This window comes from Streptomyces sp. CNZ301 (genome assembly GCF_004217425.1).
This window is the reverse complement of record NZ_SHLG01000001.1, coordinates 1,924,428-1,950,668: the sequence shown is the minus strand read 5'-3', so window position 1 is coordinate 1,950,668 and position 26,241 is coordinate 1,924,428. Positions and strand designations below refer to the sequence as shown.

Genomic DNA, 26,241 nt, shown 5'->3' with positions numbered 1-26,241 from the left:
TTCAGTCCCGCTCCACAGCTCGACGTTTCCCTTGATCAGGGCCGGAAGCGCAATCATCCTTCATGATTCAAAAGGACTGCAGCCTTGAGTACTTTTCATGACTCGACGGAAGACTCGCTTGCCTTTTCAGGCGGCGGAAGCGCCGAGACTTCCTACCCGATGGCACCCGCGCAGCAGGGAATTCTGTTCCAGTCCCGCCACGGGGAGACGAACGGGCTCTACCACGCGCAGGTTGTGCTGGAGGTTGCGGAAGATCTCGACGTCGAGGCATTTCGACGGAGCTGGGCGCACGTCATGGAGCGGCACGCTGCCCTGAGGACCGGTTTCCACGAGCAGTCCGGTGAAGAACCGGTGCAGACCGTACGGGAATTCGTGGATTTCCCTTTCGAGTGCGAGGACTGGCGCTCGCTGGACGACGAGCAGCAGGCCGACGGGCTGAACGCCCTGCTGAGGCGCGACCGCGAGCAGGGTTTCGCACTGGACCAGGCGCCCTTGTGGCGTCTCCATGTGTCGCGCTGCGCCGAAGCGAAATATCAGATTGTCTGGAGCTTTCACTACATAATTCTGGACGCTGCGAGTCAGACGGAGATTCTTCGCGAAGTCGAGCAGGCCTACGAGTGCCTGACCTCGCAACAGCCGGTCGGCGGGCGGACGGTGACGCCGTTCCAGCACTACATCGAGTGGCTCGAACAGCAGGACGCCGGCCGGGACGAGGCTTTCTGGCGTGACGAGCTGGATTCCGTCCCGTCCGTCAGTCCGCTTCCCTTCGAGCTCAAACCGGCCGCCGACGACACTGCGGCGGAGGCACCGGCCGCCGAATACGCCCAGGTCCCCGTCGTGCTGGACGAGCAGGAGACCGCCGCACTGCGCACCGCCGGAGATCGGCACGACCTGACGCTCACCACCCTCGTCCAGGGAGCCTGGGCCTTCCTGCTCAGCCGCTACCGCGGCACCGACGAGGTGGTCATGGGCGTGACCACCCCCGGCCGTTCCGCCGAACTGCCCGGCATCGACGGCATGGTGGGGCTCCTCATCAACACGCTCCCGATGCGCGCCGCCGTGCCGGCCTCGATGGGCTGGGCGGAATGGATGCAGGGCCTGCAGCACACGTACGCCCGGATCCAGGAGCACGAGTACAGCCCGCTTCTGCTCGTTCAGCAGTGGAGCGGCATCGGTTCGGGCGAATCGCTCTTCGACACCGTGCTCACGGTCGAGAACCACGAACCCGTGGCCGGGTCCGGCTCGTTCCGGATGGTCAGGACGTGGGAGGAGAGCCACGCCGCCTATCCGCTGAGCGTCGTGGTGACACCCGGCGAACACCTCGCGCTCACGATCCACTACGACACGCGGCGCTTCGCGGCGGGGACCGTCGAGCGGATCGCGGGACACCTCCGCCAAGTGCTCACGGAACTCGTGCGGAAGCCGGAGGCACGCCTCGGGGAACTGGCCGTCCTCACCCCCGCCGAGTTCACCCGGCTCGTCCACGAGTGGAACGACACGGACGCGCCGTACTCGCAGGACCTCTGCATGCACGAGCTGTTCGAGCGGCGGGCCGAGGAGACCCCAGACGCCCTGGCGCTGCTCTTCCGGGACGAGCGCTGGACGTACCGGGAGGTCAACGAGCGGGCCAACCAGATCGCGCACTACCTCAAGCTGCTCGGACTCGGCCGCGGCGACCATGTCGCGATCGTGATGGAGCGCAGCGCGGAGATGATCCCCGCGCTGCTCGGCATCCTGAAGGCGGGGGCGATCTACGTCCCCCTGGACGCCAACGCCCCCGTCAAGCGGTGGCACTGGATCATCGACTCACTGAAGATCACGTGCGTCCTGTCGCAGCACACGCTGCTGCCGCGGCTCATGGCCACCGACCCGCTGCCGGAGCTCGCCCACATCGTGTGCATGGACCCGGCCGGTGAGGACGGTGCCGCCCCCGCCGGCACGCCGTGTTCGGTCCACTCCCCGGCCGACTTCGCGAGCATGTCCCCGGACAACCTGCCGCGTCAGGGCACTCCGCAGGACATCGCCTACATCATCTTCACCTCCGGCTCCACCGGGACGCCCAAGGGCGTCACGGTGGCGCACTTCCCGGCTGTGAACCTGATCGAGTGGGTCAACAACTCGTTCTCGGTGGGCCCCGAGGACCGCGTCCTCTTCGTCACCTCGCTGACGTTCGACCTGTCCGTCTACGACGTCTTCGGTGTCCTCGCCGCGGGCGGTTCGCTCCGCGTGGCCACGAGCGAGGACATCCAGGAGCCGGCGAACCTGCTTGCCTACATCGCGGACGAACCCATCACGTTCTGGGACTCGGCGCCCGCGGCCCTCATGCAGCTCGTGCCCTTCCTGCCCACGGACAGCGAGGGGGCGAACGAGATCGTCTCCCGTTCGCTGCGCCTGATCTTCATGAGCGGCGACTGGATCCCCGTGCACTCGCCCGACCTGATGAAGGCGGCGTTCCCGAACGTCCAGGTCGTCGGCCTCGGCGGCGCCACCGAAGCGACGGTCTGGTCGAACTACTTCCCCGTCGGCGTGGTCGACCCGGCCTGGACGAGCATTCCGTACGGAAAGCCGATCCAGAACTCCGCCTACTACGTCCTGGACGAAAGCCTGCGGCCGTGCCCGGTCGACGTACCGGGCGACCTCTACATCAGCGGCACGTGCCTGAGCTCCTGCTACGCGAACGAGCCGGAGCTGACGGCGAGCAAGTACATCGCGTCGCCCTTCGACTCCGCGCCCGGCCAACGCATCTACAAGACGGGCGACATGGCCCGGTGGCGGGACGACGGCAACCTGGAGTTCCTCGGACGCACCGACTCCCAGGTCAAGATCCGCGGCTACCGCATCGAACTCGGCGAGATCGACAGCGTGCTGAGCGAGCACCCCGTCGTCCAGGACGCGGCGACCATCGTCCGTGAGGACAGGCCGGGCGACCGGTCCCTCGTCTCGTACGTTGTGCCGCACCCGCGGCTCGCCCACTCGGCCGTCCAGGACCACGGGGACTCGCTGGCGGGCAGGCGCATCGACCGCTGGCGCGAGGTCTACGACGCCTTCGACCCGGAGGCGGCGCACGCGTCGGAGGACGGCAACGACTTCTCGGGCTGGAACAGCAGCTACACCGGCATGCCCATTCCGCTGGAGGAGATGCGGGCCTGGCAGGACGACACTGTGGCGCTGGTGCGAAGCTACGGGCCGAGCACCGTCCTGGAGGTCGGCTGCGGCACCGGCCTGCTGCTCTTCCCTCTGGCCCCGGGATGCCGGCGGTACTACGGAACGGACTTCTCCTCCTCGGTACTCGAGTCCGTCCGCGGCCGGCTCGACTCGCAACCGGGGCTGCGGGAGTCGGTCGTCCTGCACCAGCGGGAGGCCGACGGCCTCGGCGACCTCGAACTGGAGCCGGTCGACACCGTCGTCATCAACTCGGTCATCCAGTACTTCCCCGACATCGACTACCTGGTCCGGGTCCTCGAAGGAGCGGTGTCCCGGGTCGCCGACGGCGGGCGGGTCATCGTCGGCGACGTCCGCAGCTTCCCGCTGCTCGACGCCTTCCACGCGAGCGTCGAAGCGAACCGTGCCCCCGACTCCATGACACGCGAGCAGCTATGGCAGCGCGTCCAGCACCGTGTGCGGCAGGAAGAGGAGCTGACCCTCGACCCGCGGTTCTTCCGGGACTGGGCCGCCGCCACCGGCCTGGTCTCCCGGGTCGAGATCCGGCCCAAGCGCGGCCGCCACCTCAACGAGATGTCGATGTTCCGCTACCAGGTGGTGCTCCACGTCGGGGGCGAACCCCGGGACGCCGCCGGGCGTGCGGGCCAGGGCACCCCGGAGCTCGACTGGAACGCCGGACGCCTCACGCTCCCGGCGCTGCGCGAGAGGCTGGAGGCGGACGGTCCCGACCGGCTGCGGCTGCGCAGCGTCCCCAACTCCCGTGTCGAGGAGGCGGCTCGGACTCTCCGCTGGCTCAAGGGCGGGTCCGGGCTGGAGACGGTGGAGGCCTGGCGCGCACAGGAGCGGCAGGCAACGGGCGTCGACCCCGAGGACGTACGGGAACTCGCGGAACAGGCCGGCTACCGCGCCGTCCTCGACTGGAGCCGCCACGGCGCGGACGGCACCTTCTCCGTGCTGCTGAGCCGTACCGGGGCCGAACCCTGCGCCGACGAGGACGACTTCGTCACGCCGGCGGAGCCCGGGAGCGAGGCGCGTGAGTGGTCGGAGTACGCCAACCACCCGCTGAAGGCGGAGATCCAGCACCTTCTGATGCCTCAGCTCCACGCATACCTCGCCGAGCGGCTGCCCGGCTACATGGTGCCGTCCGACCTCGTCGCGCTCGACGCCCTGCCCGTCACCTCCAGCGGCAAGCTCGACCGGCGTGCACTGCTGCTCCCGCAGGAGACCGCGGCCACGGGGCCGGGGGCCCGCGTACCGCCGCGCAACACGACCGAAGCGCTGCTCGTGTCGGTGTGGGAGCAGACCCTGGGCCGTTCACCCGTCGGCGTCTTCGACAACTTCTTCGAGCTCGGCGGGCATTCGCTGCTCGCCGTGCAGCTGGTGGCGCGTATCCGGCAGGTGTTCTCGCTGGAGGTGCCCGTCCGCCTCTTCTTCGACCTTCCGACGATCGCCGAGGTCTCCCGCGAACTCCAGCGCCGGCAGGAGGAGATGCAGCCACTGGAGCAGCGGCCGCTCAGCCCCGCGCCCCGCGGGGTACCGCTGCCGGCGACGTTCGACCAGCAGCGGCTCTTCTTCATCGACCGGCTCAGCCCCGGGACCACGTCGTACACCGTCAACTGGCTGATCCCGCTGCCCGCATCCGTCGAGGAGACGGTGCTGCGGGACGGCCTGCACGAGATGATGCGGCGCCACGAACCGCTGCGCACGACCTTCCGCGAAGAGGACGGCCAGGTCTGGCAGATCATCGCGGACGAATGGGACGTCGCGCTGCCGACGTACGACCTCTCCGGTCTGCCGGAGGAGCAGTCCGAGCAGCTGGCGCAGGAGGAGATCCGCAGGTGGTGGGACCAGCCCTACGACCTGGCCACGGGGCCGCTGCTGCGCGCCCGGCTCGTCAAGCTGTCCGGGACGGAGCAGGTTCTGGCGCTCAGCGCCCACCACACCGTCTTCGACGGCTACTCCATCGGCGTCTTCGGCCAGGAGTTCCTCCGGATCTGCCGGGCCCTGGCGGACGGTGACCCCTCTCCGCTGGCCGAACTCGAGGTGCAGTACGCCGACTACGCGGTGTGGCAGCAGAGCTGGCTGGAGGAGGACAGGCTCGCCTTCCACCTGGACTACTGGAAGAAGCAGCTCGCCGGCGCCCCTGAACTGCTCACGCTGCCCACCGACTTCCCGCGTCCGGACGAGCAGAGCTACAAGGGCGACTTCCTCAGGCGGCGGCTGTCTCCCGAAATGACCGAGCGGGTCGCGCAGCTGAGCCGCGAGCACCAGGTGACGAACTACATCACCATGCTCAGCAGCTTCGCGGTCTTCCTCTCCCGGCACAGCGGGCAGGACGTCGTCGTCATCGGCGTACCGATCGCCAACCGCAACCGCGTCGAGCTCGAATCCATGGTCGGGTTCCTGGTCAACACCGTTGCCGTGTGCGTGGATCTGCGGGACGGGCCCAGCTTCGAGGACGTGCTGCTTCAGGTCCGCAAGCAGCTCTTCGACGCCCAGATCCACCAGGAAGTGCCCTTCGAGCGGCTCGTCGAGGCGCTGAGCCCGGCGCGCAGCCTCGGCTACAACCCCGTCTTCCAGGTGATGTTCGCGGACGAGAGTCTTCCGCTGCTGGAACACGAATCGGCCCTGAGCCGGCCGAAGCCGTGGATGCACAACCTGATCGAGCAGGGGATGAGCGTCGGCGTCGCCCGCTTCGACCTCACGCTGATGATCCAGGCAGACCCCGAAGGCATGCACTTCGCGTTCGAGTACAGCACCGACCTGTTCACGGAGCAGACGGTCGGGCGCATGGCCGACCACTTCGAGGTGCTCCTGGACTCCGCGCTGACGGAGCCCGGGCGGCCGCTGGGGCATCTGCCGATGGTGGACGAGGCCGAGCGCGCGCAGCTCGCCGGTACGGGCCGCGGCGCCCGCAACGACGAAGCCCTCGAACCGGGGTCGCTGCACGAGCTGTTCGGGCGCACCGCCGGCCGGTCCCGTGACGACGTGGCCGTCGAGTCGGGTGAACGCCGCCTGAGCTACGCGGAACTCGACGCCCTCTCGAACCGGCTCGCGCATCTGCTGCGGGACCGCGGTGTCGGGCGGGGAAGCCTGGTCGGCCTGTGCGTGCCGCGCTCCCCGGAGATGGTCGTCGCGCTGCTCGCCATCCTGAAGGCCGGCGGTGCCTACGTCCCGCTGGACCCCGAGTACCCGCGCGAGCGCCTGGAGTTCATGGCCGAGGACGCCGGAATCGGGGTGGTGCTGGCCGAGCGGCGGGCGCTCGGGGTGCTCCCCGCGTCCGGCGCGGTGACGCTGGCCGTCGAGGACTTCTGGCACGACCTGGAGAACTGGCCGGAGACGCCTCCCGCAGCAGGCGTGACGAACGAGGACCTGGCGTACGTGATGTACACGTCCGGTTCGACGGGCCGCCCCAAGGGCGTGGCCGTGACCCACGCCGACGTGGCGGCACTGGCACTGGACAGCCGCTTCACGCACGGGCACGAGTGCGTACTGCTGCACTCTCCGCAGGCGTTCGACGCGTCGACGTACGAACTGTGGGTGCCGTTGCTCTCCGGCGGCCGGGTCGTGGTGGCCCCGCCGGGCGCGGTGACGCCCGGGGTGCTGCGCGAGGTCGTGCCCGCTCACGGGATCACGGCGGTGTGGCTGACGGCGGCGCTGTTCCATCTGTTCGCGCAGGAGGACCCCGGTTGCCTTGCCGCTCTGGGCGAGGTGTGGACCGGCGGGGACGCGGTGCAGGCGGATGCCGTGCGGCGCGTGCGCGCCGCCTGCCCGGGTCTCGTCGTGGTCGACGGTTACGGGCCGACGGAGACGACGACGTTCGCCACCAGCTACCGCATCGAGCCGGACGCCGAGGTGCCCGCCGTCGTGCCGATCGGCCGGCCCCTGGACAACATGCAGGTGTACGTGCTGGACGGGTCGATGCAACCGGTCCCCTCAGGTGTCGCGGGTGAGTTGTACATCGGCGGGGCGGGGCTGGCGCGCGGCTATCTGGGGCGTCCCGACCTGACGGCTGAAAGGTTCGTCGCCGACCCGTTCGGTGACGGCCGGGGCAGTCGCCTCTACAGGACCGGGGACCTGGCGCGCTTCCTGCCCGACGGCAACGTGGAGTTGCTGGGGCGGGTCGACGATCAGGTCAAGATCCGTGGTTTCCGGGTCGAGTTGGGTGAGATCGAGGCTGTTCTGGCGCAGCATCCCGAGGTCGTGGATGGCGCCGTCCTCCTGCATGCGGACGGCGCTTCGAAGCGGCTGGTGGCGTTCGTGGTGTGCCGTGAGCCGGTGGATTCGGGGGAGTTGCAGGAGTTTCTGGGGGAGCGGCTTCCGGGTTACATGGTTCCGGGGGTTTTTGTTCCGTTGGGGTCGTTGCCGTTGAGTCCGAACGGCAAGGTGGATCGTAGGGCTTTGGCGGGGTTGTCGTGGGAGGAGCATGCTGCTGCTGGGCGGGAGTATGCGGCGCCGCGGACCGTGATTGAGGAGGCGTTGGCTGAGATCTGGCAGGACGTGCTGGGTCTGAGTGCGCCGGTGAGTGTGCACGATGATTTCTTTTCGCTCGGTGGGGATTCGATTCTGAGTCTTCAGGTGATTTTCCGGGCGAAGCAGCGTGGTCTGTATTTCACGGTGAAGCAGCTTTTCCAGTATCAGACGGTTGCTGAGCTTGCTCCGGTGGTGGAGCGGCAGGATGTGCCGGCTGTGGTGGCGGAGCAGGGTGTGGTGTCGGGGCCGGTTGAGCTGACTCCGATTCAGCGGTGGTTCTTTGCGCAGGAGTTTGTGCGGCCGGGTCATTTCAATCAGTCGGTGCTGGTTGATGTGGACGGTGGGGTCTCGTCGCGGCAGTGGGAGCTGGTGGTGCGGCGTGTGCTGGAGCAGCACGACGGTCTGCGTACCCGGTTCTTCCAGGAGGGTGGTGAGTGGCGGGGCGAGGTGGCGGGTCTGCCGGAGTCGGTGCCGTTCGAGGTGTACGACCTGTCCTCGTATCCGGCGGCCGGGCGTGAGGAGCGGCTGCTGGAGGTCGCCGAGCGGACCCAGTCGGGCATCGACCTGTCCCGGCCCCCGCTCTTCCGCGCCGTCCTCTTCACCGGGCTGCACGACCAGGAATTCTCCGGGCCGGGGAATCAGAAGTTCTCCGGCTCCGAGGATGAGGAGTTCTCCGGGCCGGAGAATCACAAGTTCTCCGGCTCGGGGGACGGAAAGCAGCGGCTGCTTCTGGTTGCGCATCATCTTGTGGTTGATGTGGTGTCGTGGCGGGTGGTTTTGGAGGATCTTGGTTCTTTGGCGGAGCAGGTGCGTCAGGGGCGGGATCTGGTTCTTCCGGCGAAGTCGAGTTCGTGGCAGCAGTGGGCTGCGCGGTTGGCGCGGGAGGCGCGTAGTCCGGAGACGGTGGGGGAGTCTGCTTTCTGGCGTGAGCAGGCTGGTGCGGTGTGTGCGTTGCCGATGGACGGTCCGGCGGATGAGAACACGGTGGGCCGTAGTGGTGTGTATGAGGCGGTTCTTTCTGCGGCTGAGGCGCGTGCGTTGTTGCAGGATGTTCCGGCTGCTTTCAATACGCGTATCAATGATGTGCTGTTGACGGCGGTTGCGTCGGCGGTGGGTGCGTGGAGTGAGGATGCGCATGTGCGTGTCGATGTCGAGGGGCATGGCCGTGAGGAGTTGTTCGACGACGTTGATGTGTCGCGTACGGCGGGCTGGTTCACGACGATTTCGCCGGTGCGTTTGCCGGTGCCTTCCCGGGAGGGTCTGGCTGAGGGGCTGAAGCGGGTCAAGGAGGTGCTGCGGGAGCGTCCGCGGCAGGGCATCGGCTACGGCCTCCTCGCCCACGGACCCACGGAGACACCTCTGACGGGGGCCACGCCCGCACAGATCAGCTTCAACTACCTCGGCCAGTTCGACAGCAGCTTCGCGGGAAGCTTCGCGTCGTCGTCGGGCAAGGCCGGCCCGGACTGGGACCCGGACAACCGGCGTCCGTATCTGATCGACATCGTCAGCCGGGTGCAGGACGGGCGTCTGCACATGGAGTGGACCTACAGCGAGGCGGCGCACCGCCAGGAGACGGTCCAGCAGGTCGCCGAGCAGACGCTGGAGGTGCTGCGGCAGCTTGCCGGGGAGTCCAGGCGTTCCGATGTGGTGGGTTACAGCCCGTCGGACTTCCCGCTCAGCGGTCTGTCGCAGTCGCAGATCAACGACCTTGTCGGGCAGCTGCGTTCACGGCCGGAGTGGCGGGAGAGCACGCTGCCGCGTCCGCTGGAGGACTGCTATCCGCAGACTCCCATCCAGCAGGGTCTGTGGTTCCAGAGCCAGTACGCGCAGGGCGAGGGCATCTACCACGTCCAGCAGATCCTCTCGATCGACCAGGACCTGGACGTCGAGGCCTTCCGCAGGAGCTGGGCGCAGGTGATGCGCCGCCACCCGATCATGCGCACCAGCTTCTGGGCGACGGAGGACAGCGAATCCCTCCAGCTGGTGTGGGCCGACCTTCCCGTGCCGCTCCGGGTGGAGGACTGGCGGTCCCACACGTCCGAGGATCAGCAGCAACGCCTGGAGCAGTACCTCCAGGACGACCGCGCCGAGGGCTTCGCGCCCCACGATGCCCCGCAGTGGCGGATGCTGCTGGCCCGTACCGCCGACGAGAGCTACCAGCTCGTCTGGAGCGCCCACCACGCGGTTCTGGACGGCTGGAGCATCAGCCTCATCCTGAACGACGCGGTCCAGTGGTACGGCGCCTTCACCGAGGGCCGTCACATCGAGCCCGTGCCGACCCGGCCCTATCGCGACTACGTCGCCTGGCTCGGGGGGCAGGACCTGCAACAGGCCGAGGCCTACTGGCGCGAGACCCTGAAGGCCGTGGAGCAGGCCGTGCCGCTGAGCATCGAACGCCACATCGCGCCGGGCACGGCACCTGCCGGGGGGCGCGGCCAGGAAGAGGCCGGCGTCTCCTTCGGCGAGGAGGACACCAGTCGGCTGCACGAGCTGGCCCACGCCCACCGGCTGACCCTCAACACCGTGCTGCAGGGCTGCTGGGCGCTTCTGCTGGGCCGCTACGCGGGCACGGACGACGTCGTGTTCGGGACGGTTGTCTCCGGGCGCCCGTCCGAGGTCGAGGGCGTCGAGCGCATGGTCGGCCTGTTCATCAACACGCTCCCTCTGCGCGTGCAGCTGCCCGAGGACGGCTCCTCGCTCGAATGGCTCCGGGGCCTTCAGGAGCAGAACGTGCAGATGCGCCAGTACGACTACAGCCCGCTGGGCCACGTACAGCGCTGGAGCGAACTGCCCGCCGGCGCCCCGCTGTTCGAGAGCCTCTTCGTCTTCGAGAACTACCCCGTGGAGAAGGACGACTCGGCGGCGCTGCGCTTCGACATGACACGTTCCGAGGAACGCAGCAACTACGCGCTGTCCGTCGTGGCGACGGTGCCCGACGACCGGCTCCGGATCTCCGTCCAGTACGACAGCGGGCGCTTCGAGCGGGCAGCGGTGGAACGCATGCTCGGCCACCTCGAAAGCATCTGCTCGCAGATCGCCCGGGACCCGGGCGTGCGGCTGAGTGACATCACCGTCCTCAGCGAGGAGGAACGCCGGCAGATCCTCCGGCACGGGAACTCCGCGCCCGAAGAGACCGTGATCGACGCCGGCTTCGACCTGTCGGCCTTCGCGGCAGGAATCAAGACCGCCGAAGAGCGCGAACTCCTCGAACAACTCGTCGCAGAGGTTCAGGGAATGTCGCCCGACGATCTTCAGGCCCCACATCTGAGTGCTTCACCGGCTACGGAGACGAGTGAGAATCATGAGTGAGCTTCTTCCTCAGCTTGAGAACCTTTCTGCGGAGCAGCAAGCGATGCTGCGTCTCCGGCTCCAGCAGATCAAGCAGCAGGCAGCGCAGCCGGCGTCGTTCCACGAGCTTTTCGAGGGCTGGGTCCGCCGGTGTCCCGATCGCATCGCGGTCTCCTTCGGCGACAGCCAGCTGAGCTACGCCTGTCTGGACCGACTGGCCAACCGGCTCGCGCATCTGCTGCGGGACCGCGGCGTCGGACGGCAGACCCTGGTCGGGCTGTCCATGCCCCGTTCCGCGGAGATGATCGTCGGACTGCTCGCGATCATGAAGGCCGGCGGTGCGTACGTTCCGCTGGACCCGACGTACCCGCGTGAGCGCCTGGCCTACATGGTTTCGGACGCCCGGTTGCCGGTGGTGCTGGCGCGTCGTTCGGTGCTCGGGGTGCTGCCCGAGTCGGACGCACTCGTGCTGGCCGTCGAGGATTTCTGGGCCGAGCTGGAGAAGTGGCCGGACACGCCTCCGGTGACGGGCGCCACGGTCGACGACCTGGCATACGTGATCTACACCTCCGGCTCCACGGGCCGGCCCAAGGGTGTCCAGGTCACTCATCGCGGCTTCCGCAACCTCGCACAGTGGCAGTACGAGAACTACGGTCTTCAGACGCCGCAGCGGGTGCTTCAGGGCACTTCGCTCAGCTTCGACATCTCGGTGTGGGAGATGTCGGCGGCGTTACTGTCGGGCGGCACTCTGGTGCTGCCGCTTCCCGATCTCCAGATGATGGGCTCCGACCTTGCCGGTCTTCTGATCGAGCAGGGCGTCGAGAACATGAGCTTGACGCCGGCAGCGCTCTCCACGCTGCCGGAGGATGAGCTGCCGTTCGTACGGTGCATCACCGTCGGCGGTGAGGCGTGTCCGCTCAGCCTTGTCAGCCTCTGGGCACCCGGCCGGGCGTTCTTCAACGGGTACGGCCCGACCGAAGCGACGGTCGGCGTGTGTCTCGCCCGGTACGAGCCCGACCTCGAGCGCGTTCACATCGGACGGCCCATTCCCGGGGCACAGCTCTACGTCCTCGACTCGCGGCACCAGCTTCAGCCGGTGGGCGTCGCCGGTGAGTTGTACATCGGCGGGGCGGGGCTGGCGCGCGGCTATCTCGGGCGTCCCGACCTGACTTCCGACGCGTTCATCGCCAACCCGTTCGGTGACGCCCGCGGCAGCCGCCTCTACAGGACGGGCGACCTCGCCCGCCTGCTCCCCGACGGCAACGTGGAGTTGCTGGGGCGGGTCGACGATCAGGTCAAGATCCGTGGTTTCCGGGTCGAGTTGGGTGAGATCGAGGCTGTTCTGGCGCAGCATCCGCGGGTGCGCAGTGCGGCGGTGCTCCTGCATGCGGACGGCGCTTCGAAGCGGCTGGTGGCCTTTGTGGCTTCGGGTGAGCAGCCGGTGGATTCGGGGGAGTTGCAGGAGTTTCTGGGGGAGCGGCTTCCGGGTTACATGGTTCCGGGGGTTTTTGTTCCGTTGGGGTCGTTGCCGTTGAGTCCGAACGGCAAGGTGGATCGTAGGGCTTTGGCGGGGTTGTCGTGGGAGGAGCATGCTGCTGCTGGGCGGGAGTATGCGGCGCCGCGGACTGTGGTTGAGGAGGCGTTGGCTGAGATCTGGCAGGACGTGCTGGGTCTGAGTGCGCCGGTGAGTGTGCACGATGATTTCTTTTCGCTCGGTGGGGATTCGATTCTGAGTCTTCAGGTGATTTTCCGGGCGAAGCAGCGTGGTCTGTATTTCACGGTGAAGCAGCTTTTCCAGTATCAGACGGTTGCTGAGCTTGCTCCGGTGGTGGAGCGGCAGGATGTGCCGGCTGTGGTGGCGGAGCAGGGTGTGGTGTCGGGGCCGGTTGAGCTGACTCCGATTCAGCGGTGGTTCTTTGCGCAGGAGTTTGTGCGGCCGGGTCATTTCAATCAGTCGGTGCTGGTTGATGTGGACGGTGGGGTCTCGTCGCGGCAGTGGGAGCTGGTGGTGCGGCGTGTGCTGGAGCAGCACGACGGTCTGCGTACCCGGTTCTTCCAGGAGGGTGGTGAGTGGCGGGGCGAGGTGGCGGGTCTGCCGGAGTCGGTGCCGTTCGAGGTGTACGACCTGTCCTCGTATCCGGCGGCCGGGCGTGAGGAGCGGCTGCTGGAGGTCGCCGAGCGGACCCAGTCCGGCATCGACCTGTCCCGGCCCCCGCTCTTCCGCGCCGTCCTCTTCACCGGAGCCGGGAACGGCAGATCCCAGATGCTTCTGGTTGCGCATCATCTTGTTGTTGATGTGGTGTCGTGGCGGGTGATTTTGGAGGATCTTGGTTCTTTGGCGGAGCAGGTGCGTCAGGGGCGGGATCTGGTTCTTCCGGCGAAGTCGAGTTCGTGGCAGCAGTGGGCTGCGCGGTTGGCGCGGGAGGCGCGTAGTCCGGAGACGGTGGGGGAGTCTGCTTTCTGGCGTGAGCAGGCTGGTGCGGTGTGTGCGTTGCCGATGGACGGGCCGGCGGATGAGAACACGGTGGGCCGTAGTGGTGTGTATGAGGCGGTTCTTTCTGCGGCTGAGGCGCGTGCGTTGTTGCAGGATGTTCCGGCTGCTTTCAACACGCGTATCAATGATGTGCTGTTGACGGCGGTTGCGTCGGCGGTGGGTGCGTGGAGTGAGGATGCGCATGTGCGTGTCGATGTCGAGGGGCATGGCCGTGAGGAGTTGTTCGACGACGTTGATGTGTCGCGTACGGCGGGCTGGTTCACGACGATTTCGCCGGTGCGTTTGCCGGTGCCTTCCCGGGAGGGTCTGGCTGAGGGGCTGAAGCGGGTCAAGGAGGTGCTGCGGGAGCGTCCGCGGCAGGGCATCGGCTACGGCCTCCTCGCCCACGGACCCACGGAAAACGGCACCGACTGCTGCGAGCCCACAGCCCTCGGCGGGCCGACCACCGCGCAGATCAGCTTCAACTACCTCGGCCAGTTCGACGGGAATCTCACCGGCAACTTCACGGCGGCCTCCGGCAGAACGGGCCCCGACACCCACCCGGACAACCGGCGTCCGTATCTGATCGACATCGTCAGCCGGGTGCAGGACGGGCGTCTGCACATGGAGTGGACCTACAGCGAGGCGGCGCACCGCCAGGAGACGGTCCAGCAGGTCGCCGAGCAGACGCTGGAGGTGCTGCGGCAGCTTGCCGGGGAGTCCAGGCGTTCCGATGTGGTGGGTTACAGCCCGTCGGACTTCCCGCTCAGCGGTCTGTCGCAGTCGCAGATCAACGACCTTGTCGGGCAGCTGCGTTCACGGCCGGAGTGGCGGGAGAGCACGCTGCCGCGTCCGCTGGAGGACTGCTATCCGCAGACTCCCATCCAGCAGGGTCTGTGGTTCCAGAGCCAGTACGCGCAGGGCGAGGGCATCTACCACGTCCAGCAGATCCTCTCGATCGACCAGGACCTGGACGTCGACGCCTTCCGCAGGAGCTGGGCGCAGGTGATGCGCCGCCACCCGATCATGCGCACCAGCTTCTGGGCGACGGAGGACAGCGAATCCCTCCAGCTGGTGTGGGCCGACCTTCCCGTGCCGCTCCGGGTGGAGGACTGGCGGTCCCACACGTCCGAGGATCAGCAGCAACGCCTGGAGCAGTACCTCCAGGACGACCGCGCCGAGGGCTTCGCGCCCCACGATGCCCCGCAGTGGCGGATGCTGCTGGCCCGTACCGCCGACGAGAGCTACCAGCTCGTCTGGAGCGCCCACCACGCGATCCTCGACGGCTGGAGCATCAGCCTCATCCTGAACGACGCGGTCCAGTGGTACGGCGCCCTCACCGAGGGCCGTCACATCGAGCCCGTGCCGACCCGGCCCTACCGCGACTACGTCGCCTGGCTCGAGGGCCAGGACATGCAACAGGCCGAGACCTACTGGCGCGAGACCCTGCAAGGAGTCGAAGAGGCCACCCCCCTGACGACGGGGAAGCGGCCGGAGGCCGAGAGCGACAACTCCGCGGAGCCCGCCGCACAGGCGAGGACGGCCTTCTTCCTCAGCGAGGCCGAGACGACGGAGCTCCAGGACTTCGCGCAGCAGCACCGCCTCACCCTCAACACCGTGCTGCAGGGCTGCTGGGCGCTTCTGCTGGGCCGCTACGCGGGCACGGACGACGTCGTGTTCGGGACGGTTGTCTCCGGGCGCCCGTCCGAGGTCGAGGGCGTCGAGCGCATGGTCGGCCTGTTCATCAACACGCTCCCTCTGCGCGTGCAGCTGCCCGAGAACGGCTCCCCAGTCGAATGGCTCCGGGGCCTTCAGGAACAGAACGCCCAGATGCGCCAGTACGACTACAGCCCGCTGAGCCACGTCCAGCAGTGGAGCGAACTGCCCGCCGGCGCCCCGCTGTTCGAGAGCCTCTTCGTATTCGAGAACTACCCCGAGGACGAGAACACCGAGGCAACCCTGCGCTTCACGGACGCCAGCTCGCAGGAACAGACGCACTATCCGCTCAACGTCGTGATCACGGTGGGCGAGCGTCTCGGCGTCAACGTCTTCTACGACACCGCATGGTTCGACGAGGACACGGTCGAGGCGGTCTTCGGGCACATGCGGCAGATCTGCCGCGAGCTGGCCGCCTCGCCGAACAAGCCCCTCGCGCAGATCTCCATGCTGACCGAAGGCGAGCGCACCCGCATCCTCGACGGGTGGAGCACCGAGTCCACGTCGGAGTCCGAGAACACGTACCTGCACGAACTCGTCGCCGAACAGGCACGGTTGACGCCCGACTCGGTCGCGGTGGTCCACGAGGACGGACACCTCACCTACGCCGAGCTCGACACCCGATCCAACCAGCTCGCGCACTGGCTGAAGGCCAACGGCGTCGGCCCCGAGGTCCTGGTCGGGCTGTGTCTGGAGCGCTCGCTGGAGGCCATCGTCGGCCTGCTCGGCATCCTCAAGGCCGGCGGGGCGTACGTCCCGGTCGACCCCCGCTACCCGCTCGACCGGATGGCGTACGTCGTGGAGGACGCGGGGCTGCACCTGTTCCTCACGCAGTCGCACCTGCTGCCCAAGCTGCCGGGCGGAGACCTTCGGACCCTGTGCCTGGACTCCGAGTGGTCCTCCGTCGCCTCGGAGCCGGCGGACGCTCCGTCGACGGACCTCACACCGGAGAACCTCGCCTACATCATCTACACGTCGGGGTCGACCGGAAAGCCGAAGGGCGTGATGGTCGCCCACCGCTGCATCCATCACGTGGTGCCGTGGATCCGCCGGAACGGCTGCTTCGACCAGCGCCAGAACGTACTGCAGGTCGCGTCGCTGAGCTTCGACTTCTCCGTCTGGGAGATCATCCTGCCGCTCGTGACGGGCGGCACGCTCCACATACCGAGCAGCGGCACGCGCATGATCGGTACCGATCTGCACGACATACTCGCCGAACGCGCCATCGAGAGCCTGAACTTCACCCCGGGCGCGCTGGCCACCCTGCCGACGGACTCGCTGCCGCACCTGCGCACGCTCGTCGTCGGCGGTGAGGCGTACTCGGCGGACCTCATCCGCACATGGGCGCCCGGCCGCACCTTCTTCAACGTCTACGGGCCGACCGAGACGACGATCTTCGCCTCCGGAACGCACACCGACGAGCACCTCGAAACCATCCACATCGGCCGCCCCATCACCAACGTGCGGGCCTACGTGCTCGACTCCCGCATGCAGCCCGTGCCCGTCGGCGTCCCCGGTGAGCTGTACATAGGCGGCATCGGCGTCACCCGCGGCTACATGAACCGCCCCGAGCTGACCGCCGAGTACTTCGTCGCGGACCCGTTCAGCGGCGAGCCGGGCAGCCGCCTCTACAAGAGCGGAGACCTCGTCCGGTATCTCCCGGACGGCAACATCGAGTTCGTCAGGCGCATCGACAACCAGGTGAAGATCCGGGGCTTCAGGATCGAACTCGGCGAGATCGAATCGGTGCTCGACCAGCATGAGCTGGTGCACAGCTGCGCCGTGCTCGCACAGCCGGACGGATCGACCCGGCGACTGGTCGCCTACGTGGTGCTCAACGAGGCGTCCGCGGACGCCACCGAGGTGCTCCGGGCACACCTGAAGGAACAACTGCCGTCGTACATGGTGCCGTCGGCCTTCGTCCACATGGCCGAACTGCCCCTCAACAGCAACGGCAAGCTCAACCGCCGCGTCCTTCCGCTGCCCGAGGAGAGCTCGGCGCCCTCGCTCTCCGAGAGCGCGCTTCCGCGGACGAGGACCGAGGCGCTGCTGGTCACGATCCTGGAGGAGGTGCTGGACCGCCGTCCCGTCGGCGTCCACGACGACTTCTTCACCCTGGGCGGGCATTCGCTGCTCGCGGTGAAGGTCGTGGCCCGCGTTCAGCAGACGTTCGGAGCCGACCTGCCGGTCCGAGTCCTGTTCGAGCAGCCCACCGTCGCTCAGATGGCCGTCGAACTGGACGCTCTGCTGCGGGAGAAGGACCCGCAGGCCATCGTCCCCCTGGTTCCCGTGGGACGCGACGAGCCGATTCCGGCGACGTTCAACCAGCAGCGGCTCTGGTACATGGACCGCCTGCACCCCGACAGCGCCCTCTACACCGTGGGCTGGCTTCTGCACCGGCACGCCGCCGTCGACCCGGCGCGGCTCAGGAAGGCGCTCGGAGTGCTGATCGCGCGTCACGAGACGCTGCGGACCACGTTCCGCGAGGACCGGGGACGGGTGTGGCAGACCATCGCCGAGTCCGGGACCGTCGTCCTCGCGGAGGCAGATCTGTCCTCCGAGCCCGCCGAGCGGCAGCCCGACTCGGTCAGGGCGCTCACGCGCGAGCTGTGGACCCGTACCTTCGACCTCGCCGAAGGGCCGCTGTTCCGCACGCTGCTGGTCCACCTCTCCGACGGCGAATCGCTCCTCGCGTTCAGCGCGCACCACGCGATATTCGACGGCTACTCCGTGCGGATCCTCAACGAGGAGCTGCTGCGGATCTACGACGCCCTCGCGACCGGCGACTCGGAACTGCCGGCCCCGCTGGCCGTCCAGTACGCCGACTACGCGGTGTGGCAGCAGCAGTGGCTCCAGGAGGAGCGGCTGAAGCCGCACCTGGAGTACTGGAAGGAGCAGCTGGCCGACGCACCGGCGCTGATCTCGCTGCCCACCGACCACGCACGTCCCGCGGTGCAGAACTACCAGGGCGCGAACCACACATGTTCCGTGCCGCCGGAGCTCGTCGAGCGGCTGAGGAAGGTGAGCGGCGAGCACCGCACGACGGACTTCATCACGGTGCTGAGCGCCTTCGCGGTTCTGCTTTCGCACTACAGCGGGCAGGACAAGGTGGTGATCGGCATTCCGGTCGCGAACCGCAGCCGGGTCGAGACCGAGCCGCTGATCGGATTCCTGGTCAACACCGTGGCGCTGTGCGTGGACCTTGAGGGCGATCCGGCGTTCTCCGAGGTGCTCCAGCAGGTCCGGTGGAAGCTCCTGGAGGCGCAGAGCCACCAGGAGGTGCCGTTCGACCGCATCGTCGAGGAACTCAAGCCCGAGCGCAGCCTGAGCTACAACCCCGTTTTCCAGGTGATGTTCACGGGGCTGGACAAGCTCTTCGAGTCCGCCCCCGAGGACCAGGCGCAGCCCTCGTGGATCCACGACGTGACCGAATCGGGCATCGGCGTCGCGAAGTTCGACCTGGGTCTGAGCATCCAGCGGCGCGACGGGGAACTGCGGTTCAACTTCGAGTACAGCACCAACCTCTTCGAGCAGGGGACCGTCGCCGGGATGGGCGAGCACCTGCGGATCCTCACCGAGGAGGCACTCGCGGCACCGGAGACACCCGTCAAGCGGCTTCCGCTGCTGGCGGCCGCGGAGCGGACGGAGATCGTCGAGGCACGCAACGCCACGCACGACGAGGAAGCACTGCGGCCCGCGTGCCTGCACCGGCTCTTCGAGGAGCAGGTGCGCCGGACCCCGGACCGCGTCGCGCTGTCCTACGAGGACGGGCAGGTCACCTACGCCGAGCTGGACCGGCGCGCCAACCGCCTGGCCAGGACCCTGCGCGAGCACGGGGTGGGCCCCGAGAGCCCGGTCGGCATCTGCATGCGCCGTTCGCTCGACCTCGTCACCGGCCTCTACGCGATCCTCAAGGCCGGCGGTGCCTACGTGCCGCTGGACCCGGACTACCCGCCGGAGCGGCTGAAGTTCATGGCCGAGGACGCCCAGGTGCGGCTCGCCCTGGTGCAGCCCGGAACCAAGGACGTCGCCGGCCTCCTCGGCGGACAGGGCATCGAGCTCGTCGAGCTCGGGGGTGACGACACCTCGTGGCTCGACGCGAGCCCCGAACCCGTCGACGCCGGCGTGAGCCCGGACAACCTGGCCTACGTCATCTACACCTCGGGTTCGACGGGCAGGCCCAAGGGCGCGATGCTCTCGCACCGCGGCATCTGCAACCGCCTGCTGTGGATGCAGGACGCCTACGGGCTCGACGAGCACGACCGCGTCCTGCAGAAGACCCCGTACAGCTTCGACGTGTCGGTCTGGGAGTTCTTCTGGCCGCTCATCACCGGCGCGCAACTCCACGTCGCACGCCCCGAGGGCCACCGCGACCCGGCCTATCTCGCGGAGCTGACGGAGCAACAGGGCATCAGCGTCATGCACTTCGTCCCCTCGATGCTGCAGACGTTCCTTCAGCAGCAGACCGTGGGCCGGCAGTGCCGGGACCTGAGGCACGTGGTGTGCAGCGGTGAGGCCCTTCCGCTGGAGGTGCAGGAGCAGTTCCTCCGGACCCTGCCGGACACGCGGCTGCACAATCTCTACGGGCCGACGGAGGCATCGGTCGACGTCAGCTTCTGGGAGTGCGGGGACATCCCTGGCGCCACCACGGTCCCCATCGGACGTCCGGTGGCCAACACGCAGCTGCACATCCTGAACGACGCGATGTCGCCCGTACCCGACGGTGTCATCGGCGAACTGTTCATCGGCGGTGTCCAGTTGGCGCGCGGCTACCTGGGGCGCCCCGACCTGACGGCCGAGCGCTTCGTCGCGAACCCCTTCGGCGCGGGCCGGCTCTACGCCACCGGTGACCTGGCCCGGTACCGGGCCGACGGCGTCATCGAGTACGCGGGACGCAAGGACCACCAGATCAAGATCCGCGGCTACCGCATCGAGATCGAGGAGATCGAGGCCGTGCTGGCCGATCACCCGGCCGTCCGGTCCTGTCTGGTCGTCGTCCACGAGGCCACGCCGTCCGACAAGCGGCTGACGGCCTTCCTCACGACGAAGCCCGGCCACGAGGCGCCGCAGGACGATCTGAGGGCGCATCTCCTCGAACGGCTTCCGGAATACATGGTGCCCACGTACTTCGTGACGCTGGACGAATTCCCCCTGACCTCCAACGGCAAGGTGGACCGGAAGGCGCTGCCGGCTCTGTCGGACGTCATACAGCAGGCACAGGCCGGCGAAAGCTACGTCGCGCCCGGCACCGAGACCGAGAAGGTCCTCGCGGAACTGTGGGCGAGCCTCCTCGAAGTGGAGCGCGTCGGCATCCAGGACGACTTCTTCAACCTCGGCGGCCATTCGCTCCTCGTGGCCTCCATGGCGACCGAGGTTCAGGAGAGGTGGGGCATCGCGCTGATGCTTCCCACGGTCTTCCAGAACCGGACGATCGAGGCACTCGCGCAGGTCATCGACCGGAGCGTCGAGGAGGGCGACAGCGAAGAGCTGGACGCGGACGAGCTGTTCGATCTGCTCTGACGAATCTCCGACGCGTCACTCACCGCCATCGCACCCGCAAGGGACAAGGAGAAACAACGATGTTCGCTCTGGAGACATCCATCGTGAGCCCCCGGATAGCCCGTGTGGCGAAAGCCGCCGAGGCCGGGGACCACGACGCCCTCGACGAGCTGTGGAAAGACGTCGCGGAGTCCGGTTCACCGCTGATGGAACAGGTCGGGGACGACGAGTCCCGGACACTGGTCACCTTTCTGTGGCGGGACCCGGGGGACACCGAGAACGTCCTCGTGCTCTTCTTCAGCGCACCGAGCAACGAGGACTTCAGCCAGTACCGGATGGAGAACATTCCGGGCACCGACCTGTGGTACAAGTCCTACTTCCTGCCGTCGGATCTGCGGACGACCTATCTGTTCTCGGTGAACGACCCGATGGTGCCGTTCAAGTCGTACGCGGAGGTCCTCGGGCGCCTGCCGGCCTACCGGACCGATCCGCTGAACCCGAAGGACTACACGCTGCTGGGCAATCCGGACACCTTCAAGGTGTCGGTGCTCGAACTGCCCGGAGCTCCGAAGCAGCCGTGGAACATCGCCCGCCGCGGGGTGCCGAAGGGCAAGACCCGCATGCACTCCATGGACAGCGAGATCCTGGGGACCAAGCACCACATCAGCGTGTACGTACCGCCCGGCTACGACACGGAAGGCGAGGAGTACAACGTCTTCCTCCTCTTCGACGGGTGGTCGTACTACAACTTCGCGTCCATCACCACGGTCATGGACAACCTCGTCTACACCGGCCGGATCCCCCCGTACGTCCTGGTGATGCACACGAACGCCGACCAGCAGATCCGTGCCCGCGAACTGCCCTGCCACCAGCCGTTCAACGAATTCCTGAACCGGGAACTGATGCCGTGGGTCCACGAGAATTACCACATCACCTCGGACCCCGCGCGCACCGTTCTCGGCGGCTCCTGCTTCGGCGGTCTGGCCGCGGCGTACTCGGCATTCAAGTCGCCCGAGCGGTTCGGGAACGTGATCTCACAGTCGGGTTCGTTCTGGTGGCCGGGCAAGGACAATCCCGACTTCGAAGACGAGTGGATGACGAAGCAGTTCAAGGAAAGCCCCAAGCTGCCCATCCGCTTCTCCATGGACATCGGGAGCCTGGAGCGGGCCATCATGGAGTACGACCCGATGACCACGCACCGGAACATGCGTGACGCCCTCCAGGAAAAGGGCTACGAGGTCGACTACTTCGAATACACCGGCGGACACGACATGGTCTGCTGGCGCGGCACCATCGTCGACCGGCTGATTTCTTTCCACCCCAGGCCGAAGGGCTCAACTCCCGAGCGGCAGGCGTGATGCCCGGAAACCGCCCCGGAGCCGCCGACAGCGGGGCGTCCGGCGACGAATTCGCACTCGAAACCGCAACAGTCCGCGAAAGGTGCTGACCCGATGAGCAATGCCACGATAACTGTGCTGCCGGGAGACGGTGTCGGGCCCGAGGTGACGGCGCAGGCGCTGCAGATCCTGCGTGCCGTGGAGGAGTTGTACGGCCACACCTTCACCGTCCACCGGGGTCTGGTCGGCCTGGACGCCATCGAGGCCGAGGGAGTCGCGATCTCGGACGCCACGTTCGAGACGTGCGCACAGAGCGACGCCGTCCTCTTCGGCGCCGTCGGCAGCCTGCCCGCCGGAGCGAAGCGCGCCGGCGGCCCCCGCCCGGAGCAGGCGCTGTTCCGCCTGCGCAAGGAATTCGGGTTCTTCGCGAACCTCCGGCCGGTCCGGCCCGTCGAGGCGATGTACGAGGCCTCCCCGCTCAAGCCCGAGTACCTCAAGGGCACGGACATGATCTTCGTACGGGAGCTGTCGGCGGGCCTCTACTACGGGCACCTGGAGACGGTCCCCGGCAAGCCCAGCGAGATCCGCCGCACGGAGCAGAAGACGGAGGCCGTCGACACCCTGCTCTACACGGAGCAGGAGATCGAGCGCGTCGTGCGGGTCGCCTTCGAGATGGCCGCCGGCCGCCGGAGGAAGGTCACCTCGGTCGACAAGGCCAACGTGCTGAGCTCCTCCGTCCTGTGGCGGGAGGTGGTCGAGCGCGTCGCACGTGACCACCCCACGGTCACCTGGGAGCACATGCTCGTCGACGCCTGCGCGATGCAACTGATCCGGAATCCGGGGGACTTCGACGTCGTCGTCACCGAGAACCTGTTCGGCGACATCCTCACCGACCAGGCGTCGATGCTCACGGGCTCCATCGGGATGCTGCCGTCGGCGAGCCTCGGGGTCCGGCGCACCGAGGCCGGGATGTTCGGTCTGTACGAACCGATTCACGGCTCCGCCCCGGACATCGTCGGCCAGGACAAGGCCAATCCCATCGGCGCGGTCCTCTCCGCGGCGCTCCTCCTCCGTCACTCCCTCGGCCTGGACCGGGAGGCCTCCGCCGTCGAAGAGGCCGTCGAGGACGTGCTCCGCGAGGGCTACCGGACCGTCGACATCCACGAAGGGGGATGCACGGTCGTCGGGACCCGCGAGATGGGGCAGCGCATCCGGCAGCGGCTGACGCGGTCCTGAACCCGGCCGTCCCGGTGGGCCCTGAACCCGGCCGTCCCGCTCGGCCCCCCGGGAAGAAGCGGCCACCACCCCCTTCACGTGCGCGCTGTCCGACGAATCGGTAGCTGGAGGTATTTCACTGATGATGCTGCAGAGTTCCTCCCCCGGGAACGGGGCCGGGACCGGCCTCGAAGAGCAGCGCCTGCTCGTCCGCGGGGCACGCAAGGAGATCCTGCACCGGCACAGAGGCCGCCTGGGTATCGGCGCGGAGCCGCCCATCAGGGTCATGGCGCGGATCGTCCAGGATCTCGAACGGGAATGCGCCGAGCGCGACTTCGACCCGAGGGCCATTCGGCTCGAGATCGTCAACCGGACCATCGGCGACGTCAATGTGCGCCTCATAACCGAGTGCGAAGGGGAAGAGGGCGGCCCCGCGGATTTCCGGACTCTGGGCGACGAACTCGGCATCGCCCTGCCGGGAGAGGACCTCAACGGATGGACCGCTTCGGGTGAGGGCTACCACTGGCTCCGGGCGCGGATGCTGGAAGCGGAACGACAGCTCCTCGCCTCCGGCTACGACCCGCGCATCTACGACATCCACGGCGTGGGCAATCCGCTCCTGCGCGGCCGGCTGGCGGAGGAGATGCGGCAGTGGGGGCTGTCGGTCTCCGCACAGCATGTGGCCCTCGGGCTGGGGGCGACGGACTGCATCGACAAGGTCCTCCGCGGCCTCGCGCACCTCGCCGGGCTGCGCTCCCGGCCTCCCGGAGCGGTCCTCTTCGCCGCTCCCGGATTCAACATGCCGGAACTCCAGGCCGCGTCCTACGGGTACCGGCTGCACATGGTCCGCACCCGCGCGGAGGACGGTTTCAAACTGACGGGCCCGCTGCTCGAGCGGCACCTCGAAGAGAACCCGGACATCAACGTCGTCTACCTGACGGTGACGAACAACCCGACCACGTTCGCGTATTCGCCCGCCGAACTCTCCGCGATGCAGGACGTTCTGCGGCGGTTCGCACGGAAGGGCCGTCGCGTCCACGTCCTCGCGGACCTGGCGTACGTCGGTACGGGCCGGCCCGCCGAGGACCGGGCGCGCATGCGGGGCCTCACGTCAGCCGACGACGTGGCCGGCCAGATGATCTACGTGAGCAGTTTCTCCAAGACGCACACCCTGACAGGGGAGAGGTTCGGCTGGGTCGTTTTCGGCGACCAGGAATTCGCCGCGGACATGGGGTCCAGCTGGACGAACAGCGTGGGTTCGCTGCCCGGCGAGTGGCAGCTGCGTTTCATGGCCTATCAGGACCTCTTCCGCGAGAACCCCCGGCTGATCGAGAAGATCCGCGAGTTCTACCGGCTGCGTCGTTCCCGGCTGCGGCAGCAACTGGAGCGATTCGACAAGGAGCATCAACTCTTTGAGCACATCTATCTCGACGACGACGCGACCATTTACAACTGGAGCCGGCTCAGGGCGGGCGAGGACTGCTTCTCCGTGCTCGAGAAGACCGGCCTCGCCGGAATTCCCGGCTCCACCTTCGGTTATTCCGACGACTACATCCGCTTTTCGGTCGGCATCCTTCCCGTCGTCATGGACTGATGCACGGCCCGGCCGCCGAATGATCGCTTTTCCGACAAGGAGAGATCATGCTGAAGGAAACACCCAGGTCCGAAGACGCAGCGAATTCGGAGATGAGCTGCGCCGACGTCCCGATGAACTTCAACTGGAACAGCGAGGGGAGTCCGCACTCCCCGATCCCGGAGGACATCCCCGGTGAGCCACCGGCCTCGCGGACCTCCCGTACCGAGATCCTCTCGGAGTGCCTGAGAGACGGGCTGCAGGGGATATCCGGCTATCCGTCGGTCGACAGGATGATGCAGTACCTGCGTCTCCTCGACGACTTCGGAATCAAGTACGCCACCGTCGGCATCTACCCCGGCAACGCCGACACGCTCAACGCCACGATGAAGGAGCTTCTCGGCCGGATGAGGGACGAGGTCCCCTCCATCGTCCCGTCCGTGCTCTCCATGTGCACCGAGGACTCCCTGAAGTGGACCGTCGAGTGCAGGGAGATCCATCCGGCCCTGGAATCCCTCGTGTTCATGGGCAGCGCTCCGTCCCGGAGGCTCGTCCAGGGCTGGGACCTGGACTTCATCCGGGACAAGCTCGACACGTTCATCAAGAAGACCGTGGAGATGGGCATCCCCGTCATCGCGGGGACCGAGCACACGACCCAGACCTCACCCGAGGACGTACGCGCGATCATCCGTACGCAGGTCGAGAGCGGGGCGTACTGCATCGCCCTGGCGGACACCATCGGCACCATCCGGCCCCTCGGCGCCTACCGCCTCGTGCACTTCGTCCGTGAGGAGCTCGAAGCCCTGGGCACCCCCGAGGTGAAGCTGGACTGGCACGGACACCGCGACACCGGCAACGCGCTGGGCAACGCCATGATGGCGACCGCCGCCGGCGTCGACCGCATCCACGTCGTCTCGCGCGGTGTCGGCGAGCGCTCGGGCAACGCCTCGCTGGAAGAGGTCGTGCTGAACTTCGCCGCCATCGAGGAGGAGGCGGGTCTTCCCCTCCGCTGGGAGATGCGCCGGCTGCTCGGCCTGATCTCGTTCTACGAGGACATGGTCGGCGTAGGCACGCCTGAGCACGGCGTGCTCGGGAAGCGCTACAGCCACACCTCCTCGGGCATCCACACCGACGCCATTCTCAAGGCATACGGACTTGCCGACCGCGCCCGGGAGGCCGAGGACTTCGCGCTGGAGGCCCGGCTGCGCGAGATGGCCCGCACCGTGTACTCGGCAGTCGACCCGGCCACTGTCGGCGGCACCCAGTCCGTGAGCGTGAGCCCGTGGAGCGGTCAGAGCGCCGTGAAGCTCGCGTACATGAACAGCGGGCGCGATCCGCGGCAGCTGTCCGCGGAGACCGTCGAGAGGGTCCTCGCCCGTGCGAACGAACTGGGCCGCGAACTGACCCCGGAAGAGCTGGAAGAGAGCTACGCGGAGGCGTACGCCCCCCACGGAGTCTGAGCACTCCTCCCACGCCACGACAGGCACGTTTGGAGAGACCGCACG

General features: G+C 67.7%; 6 protein-coding genes. All 6 read left to right on the top strand.

All coding sequences use genetic code 11. The features are described from left to right. Positions 1–84 precede the first annotated feature (84 nt). The gene (locus EV375_RS08445) at positions 85–10,944 is read left to right on the top strand and encodes an amino acid adenylation domain-containing protein (RefSeq protein WP_486588366.1); all 10,860 of its coding nucleotides are present in this window, start codon (positions 85–87) and stop codon (positions 10,942–10,944) included. Then, a complete protein-coding gene (locus EV375_RS08440; RefSeq protein WP_130298892.1) occupies positions 10,937–20,632 on the top strand; it encodes a non-ribosomal peptide synthetase in 9,696 nt (3,231 codons plus the stop codon). Before EV375_RS08445 ends, EV375_RS08440 begins: the two co-directional genes overlap by 8 nt. A gap of 59 nt (positions 20,633–20,691) precedes the next feature. Beyond that, complete coding sequence (gene fes / locus EV375_RS08435) at positions 20,692–21,969, top strand: enterochelin esterase (protein WP_130298891.1); 1,278 nt, start codon at positions 20,692–20,694, stop codon at positions 21,967–21,969. A 93-nt stretch (positions 21,970–22,062) separates the two neighbouring features. Next, on the top strand, positions 22,063–23,184 hold the full coding sequence (gene leuB / locus EV375_RS08430; protein ID WP_130298890.1) for a 3-isopropylmalate dehydrogenase: 1,122 nt from the start codon (positions 22,063–22,065) through the stop codon (positions 23,182–23,184). 121 nt (positions 23,185–23,305) lie between these two features. After that, positions 23,306–24,757 carry a pyridoxal phosphate-dependent aminotransferase gene (locus EV375_RS08425; protein ID WP_130298889.1) on the top strand — a complete coding sequence of 484 codons (1,452 nt, stop codon included), beginning with the start codon at positions 23,306–23,308 and terminating at the stop codon, positions 24,755–24,757. 47 nt (positions 24,758–24,804) lie between these two features. Then, positions 24,805–26,196, top strand: coding sequence for a beta/alpha barrel domain-containing protein (locus tag EV375_RS08420; RefSeq protein WP_130298888.1), 1,392 nt, complete (start codon positions 24,805–24,807; stop codon positions 26,194–26,196). Positions 26,197–26,241: the final 45 nt, after the last annotated feature.

What these genes read in the sequence shown, in the direction of transcription:
- EV375_RS08440 (WP_130298892.1), top strand. Translation starts at nt 10,937, where the DNA reads ATGAGTGAGCTTCTTCCTCAGCTTGAGAACCTTTCTGCGGAGCAGCAA.
- fes (WP_130298891.1), top strand. Translation starts at nt 20,692, where the DNA reads ATGTTCGCTCTGGAGACATCCATCGTGAGCCCCCGGATAGCCCGTGTG.
- leuB (WP_130298890.1), top strand. Translation starts at nt 22,063, where the DNA reads ATGAGCAATGCCACGATAACTGTGCTGCCGGGAGACGGTGTCGGGCCC.
- EV375_RS08425 (WP_130298889.1), top strand. Translation starts at nt 23,306, where the DNA reads ATGATGCTGCAGAGTTCCTCCCCCGGGAACGGGGCCGGGACCGGCCTC.
- EV375_RS08420 (WP_130298888.1), top strand. Translation starts at nt 24,805, where the DNA reads ATGCTGAAGGAAACACCCAGGTCCGAAGACGCAGCGAATTCGGAGATG.